The organism is Hydrogenivirga sp. (assembly GCF_056450045.1).
The window spans coordinates 1-4,899 of record NZ_JBWONM010000117.1 but is presented as its reverse complement, the minus strand read 5'-3'; the positions used below and the strand labels follow the sequence as shown (position 1 = coordinate 4,899).

The following is a 4,899-nucleotide window of genomic DNA, read 5'->3' as shown; positions in this document are numbered from 1 at the left end:
CTCCGAAGGAACCTGAAGGATTACATGGAAGGGAAGAGGGGTCCTCCTGAAATTCTGTACCTCAGGGCTGAGCCAGAGCCCATACCCGTTGAGCCCCTGATAAGCTCCTACAGCGATGGAGGGAAGGCTTACGCCGTCATATCCCTGAGAGACCTCAGGGAGAGGCTGAGGAGGGAGGAAGAAAGGAGGAGGGCTGCGAGGCTCTACGAGGCTCTCAGCGGTATAAACATACTCGTTACGAGCACAAGCGATGAGGAGGTCCTCTTCAGGAATGCGGTGGAGATAATAACCACGAGGGGAGGCTTCAAGTTCGCCGGAATCTTCAGGAGGGACGGGACCGCAGTAGCTCAGCTCGGCGATTACTCAGAAGAGGACATAGCTCTGTGCATACTCATAGACGATTCCCTCTTCCTTCAGGTATCAAGGTTCAGCTCCGAGGCTTTCCTTAAAGAGGAGGTAGAGCTTCTCCTTGAGATAGCCCACGACCTTTCCTTCGGTCTTGAGAAGATGAGGACGAAGGAGGAGGCGAGGCGACTGCTTCTTTACGACAGCCTCACGGGTCTTCCTAACAGGTCCTACTTCCTCCAGAGGCTGAAGGAGGTTATTGAAGAAGCCCGTCCGAGGGGAAAGCAGGTCGGGCTCGTCATAATGGACATAGACGGCTTTAAAGAGCTCAACGACGCCTTCGGGCACGTCACCGGAGACCAGATACTCAGGGAGACCGCCAGCAGGATAAAGAGCGTTGTCAGGGAGAACGACTTCCTCGCAAGGATAGGGGACGATGAGTTCGGGATAATCCTTAGCTCCCCCAAGGCGAGGGAGGCTGTTGAGAGGCTCGTTGAGAGGATAAAGGAGAAGTTTTCCAAGCCCCTCAGAGTAAAGAACATGAACCTCTTCATCACCTTCTCAATTGGTATATCCATATACCCCGAAGATGTATCAAGGGCTGAGCTTCTTTACAGCAACGCCGCTGCATCGGTTGAGAGGGCTAAGTCCCTCGGAGGGAACAGGCACGTCTTCTTCTCCGAGCAGGTCAGCGGTGCAAGCGAGAAGGTCATGCTCAGGAGCGCTCTCAGGAACGCCCTTGACAGGGAAGAGTTTATCCTCTACTACCAGCCAAAGGTTGAGCTCAGGAGCGGGAAGGTTGCCGGGGCTGAGGCTCTCATAAGGTGGCTCAGGAATGGAGAGATAGTCCCTCCGGGCAAGTTCATTCCCCTCCTTGAGGAGGATGTGCTCATCCACGACGTCGGGAGGTGGGTCCTTGAGTCCGCTTGCAGGCAGATAGAGGTGTGGGCACGGGAGGGCATATCCCTGCCCGTTGCGGTGAACCTGTCCCCTACTCAGTTCAGGGCACCCGAGTTCTACGAGGAGTTCATGTCTGTCCTCTCTGGATGCGGGGATGCGAAGGAGAACATAGAGATAGAGATAACCGAGTCCGCCGTTATGGAAGACCCAGCCCGCTCAATAGAGATCCTGGAAAAGCTCAGCACTTACGGGATACCCATATACATAGACGACTTCGGGACGGGATACTCCTCCCTTGCCTACCTGAAGAAGCTCCCCGCTGAGGGTCTCAAGATAGATATAGAGTTTATCAGGGAACTGCCCGAAGACAAGGAAGACCTTGAGATAGTCAAGGCTGTCATCCTACTTGCAAAGACCTTCGGTCTGAAGACGGTGGCGGAGGGTGTTGAGAAGAAAGAGCAGGCGGAGCTTCTAAGGGAGCTCGGCTGTGACTACGCCCAGGGCTACTACTTCGCAAAGCCGATGCCGGCGGAGGAGTTCCTGAGCTACGTTAAGAACGCAGAGAAGAGCCTGTAAACGATGAAGGCTGTGGCCCACGCCATCAGGAAGCTGTAGCCCAGAAAGAGAGTAGCCCTCAGCTTTCCTATCTCCCTGACCATCACAGCGTAGGTTCCCAGACAGGAGGTGTATATGAGTATGAATATCATGAAGGAAAGGGCGGATGCAGGCGCGAAGTCCTTCCTTATGAGCTCCTTCAGACCCTCCTCCTCTTCCTCCTCTACCTGAAAGGTCACTATGCTCAACGTGAAGAGAGAGGAGAGAGCCTCCTTGAAGGACCTTCCTAAGGAGACAACCTGCTCCTTGAGGGCTTGAGAGAAACTGAACTCCTCCTCTTTAGAGACCTCTTGAGACATGCTGTATATAGTCCCCATGGAGCTTATCACTATCTCCCTGGCAAGAAAGGCAGGTATGAGGGAGGTTGTAGCCTTCCAGTTGTCTATGCCTATCGGTTCAAAGACCGGGACGAGCACCTTTCCCACCGAGCCGGCAAGGCTCTCGGAGGGATTCTTCACACCAACGGGGAGGTTCAGGAGGAGCCATATAACTATGGAGGCTCCGAATATGAGCGTGCCAGCCCTGTAGAGGAAGTCCCTTACATGAACCCAGACTATCGTTAGGATTGACCTCAGGGAGGGCATCCTGTAGGGTGGAAGCTCCATCACGAAGTGGGACAGGACACCCCTGTAGGCTGTCTTCCTGAGAAGAAAGCCCGTCAGGAGGGCGACAAGTATCCCGAGCAGGTAGAGGAATGTTATCACGAGGGCGGGGTGGTTTTTGAAGAATATGGAAGCGAAGAAGGCAAAGACAACGAGCCTTGCGGGACAGGACATGAAGGGTATCATCATTATCACCAAGAGCTTGTCCCTCGGGCTCTCCATAGTCCTCGTTGCCACTATCGCCGGAACGTTGCACCCAAAGCCTAAGATAAGGGGTATCACGCTCTTTCCGTGAAGTCCGAGCCTGTGCATGAACCTGTCCATGAGGAAGGCTACCCTCGGTATATAGCCCGACATCTCAAGGAAGGTTATGAAGAAGTAAAGGGAAGCTATGAGGGGAACGAAGGTGAGGACGAAGCCCACACCTCCCACAACAGCCTCCGAGAAGAACCTGAGCACCCACTCCGGGGCACCGAGGGTATTCAGAAGGGAGACGCTGAGGGGGGCGAGGAAATCGTTTATGAAGCCGTCTATCCAGTCAACGAAGGGGGAGGAGAAGTCAAAGGAAAGCTTGAAGGTCAGGTATATGACCCCAAGAAAGATAAAGATGCCGAGTATAGGGTGGAGCACTATCCTGTCAAGGCTGTCGGTTATATCCCTGGCGGACACCCCCCTCCTCTTTACCACCTCCGCATAGAGACCGTGGGCAAAGGCGTACCTTTCATCGCTGACTATCTCATGAAAGCTCTTCCCGAGCCTGCTCTCAAGCTCCTTCCTTATGTCTGCAAGCTCCTCCCTTTCTGAGAGAGCCTTTATCAGCTCATGCTTGTTCAGGTCCTTCCTGCCGAGCCTTTCCCTCGCAAGGGAGAGAGCCTCCTCCAGCTCATCCCTGTAGAGGACGGGCTTTGGTCTGAGGTTCTTCTCGTAGGCGGAGATTATAGCCGGGACTATCTCCCTCACTCCCGTTCCAGTTCTTCCCACCGTCTTTATAGCCTTGACCCCGAGGAGCTCCTCAAGGTAGTCACTGTCTATCTCAACTCCCAGCCTGTTCGCCTCGTCTATCATGTTAAGGACTATCACCGTGGGTGTGCCGAACTCAAGGAGCTCCGTTGTCAGCAGTAGGTTTCTCTCAAGGTTTGGAGTGTCCACTATGTTGAGTATGACATCTGGCTTCTCTTCCTCTATGAAGTGAACCGCTATCCTCTCGTCCTCGGAGACGGGCTCAAGGGTGTATATTCCGGGCAGGTCAACGAGGTGTATCTCGTAGTCCCCGACTTTCAGGAAAGCCTCCTTCTTCTCAACCGTAACGCCGGGCCAGTTCCCCACCTTTAGGGAGGTTCCCGCTATGCGGTTGAGTATCGTTGTCTTACCCACGTTGGGGTTCCCAGCTATGGCTACCTTTATAACCTTCTTCATCTCTTCACCTCAGAAAGGGACAAGGCTTCCCACGAGGACTCCGTAGTCGGAGAAGGAGCTGTCATGGGTTAGGGTCTTGTGAAAGCCGAGGCTAAGGTCCATCCCCCTTCGGGTGTGATAGACAAAGCCGACTATAACGTGGACATCGGGTGTTTCAACCTCCGGGTCCTCTGGCTTGAGAGCTGTCAGCTCTGCACCGTAGGAGAACCTGTCCCTGTAATCCCTGAAAAGACCGATGCTGACACCGTAGGTGTCCCTCAAACCCTCAATCTGCCCGTAGTTCGTGTAGAAGAGGTTCATATTCAAAGTACTGGCTTCAGTCCTGTACTCACCCATGAGGCTGAGGTTTGCGGTCGTTCTCCCGTAGCCGATGCCCTCCCTTCCCGTGTCCATGTTCACCAGAAGCTTGTAGCCGAGCCTGAGCTTTCTCTGATAGGGGACGTGCTTGAGGAAAAGGCCCACGTCGTTGAGCCCTTCCCTCCTGGTGCCGTTCCCGAGCTTTGTGTAGGGAATGAACAGCCCCATATCCATGCTATCGGAGAGTCCGGCGGTTATCTGGACAACGTAGTCCTGCTGGTAGGAGCCGTCGTAGTATCTGAAGTAGGCAATGTCGGTCTCAAGCTCAAAGCCGAGCCTCTTTCCTACCGTTCCCGTGTCCTCTCCCGAGAAGGGGTAGTAGGCGAAGGATAGCCCGCTCAGAAGGGAGGGGAGCACAAACCTGAGACAGGGTTTCATTTTTTAATCAGGCGACCTCTATGAACTTGGCGAGGTCCCTGTCAAGTATCAGCCTTGAGTTGTTCAGCCTCAAAAGGAAGACTCTTCCATTACTGAGGAGGAGCTTTGCCCTCTTCCCTTCCTTAAGACCCATAGCCTGTAGCTTCCTAAGAACGGGGTTCTCCTTATCCCTTATCTCCTTAACAGTGAACTCCTGCCCGGGCTGAAGCGCCTCCATATCCATCTTCACATCCTCCTCTATGACTGAAATTAAGATACAATCTCAAAATTTTCCTGTCAAGGGGAA

Annotated in this window: 4 protein-coding genes; 1 reads left to right on the top strand and 3 read right to left on the bottom strand. The window is 53.7% G+C overall.

The window, feature by feature from the left end:
• A partial coding sequence (locus tag AC1HCM_RS04935; RefSeq protein WP_479460658.1) for a putative bifunctional diguanylate cyclase/phosphodiesterase occupies positions 1–1,821 on the top strand: 1,821 nt, incomplete at its 5' end.
• Here AC1HCM_RS04935 and feoB read toward each other — a convergent pair.
• Genes feoB through AC1HCM_RS04920 form a run of 3 tightly spaced genes read right to left on the bottom strand, consistent with a single transcriptional unit; the run spans position 1,791 to position 4,836 of the window.
• Positions 1,791–3,878, bottom strand: coding sequence for a ferrous iron transport protein B (feoB, locus tag AC1HCM_RS04930; protein WP_479460657.1), 2,088 nt, complete (start codon positions 3,876–3,878; stop codon positions 1,791–1,793). The genes AC1HCM_RS04935 and feoB overlap by 31 nt on opposite strands.
• A 9-nt stretch (positions 3,879–3,887) precedes the next feature.
• Complete coding sequence (locus AC1HCM_RS04925) at positions 3,888–4,613, bottom strand: hypothetical protein (protein WP_479460656.1); 726 nt, start codon at positions 4,611–4,613, stop codon at positions 3,888–3,890.
• 7 nt (positions 4,614–4,620) lie between these two features.
• Positions 4,621–4,836 carry a FeoA family protein gene (locus tag AC1HCM_RS04920; protein ID WP_479460655.1) on the bottom strand — a complete coding sequence of 72 codons (216 nt, stop codon included), beginning with the start codon at positions 4,834–4,836 and terminating at the stop codon, positions 4,621–4,623.
• Positions 4,837–4,899: the final 63 nt, after the last annotated feature.

Coding starts and splice junctions, on each gene's coding strand:
- AC1HCM_RS04920 (WP_479460655.1), bottom strand. CDS start 4,836: ATGGATATGGAGGCGCTTCAGCCCGGGCAGGAGTTCACTGTTAAGGAG.
- AC1HCM_RS04925 (WP_479460656.1), bottom strand. CDS start 4,613: ATGAAACCCTGTCTCAGGTTTGTGCTCCCCTCCCTTCTGAGCGGGCTA.
- feoB (WP_479460657.1), bottom strand. CDS start 3,878: ATGAAGAAGGTTATAAAGGTAGCCATAGCTGGGAACCCCAACGTGGGT.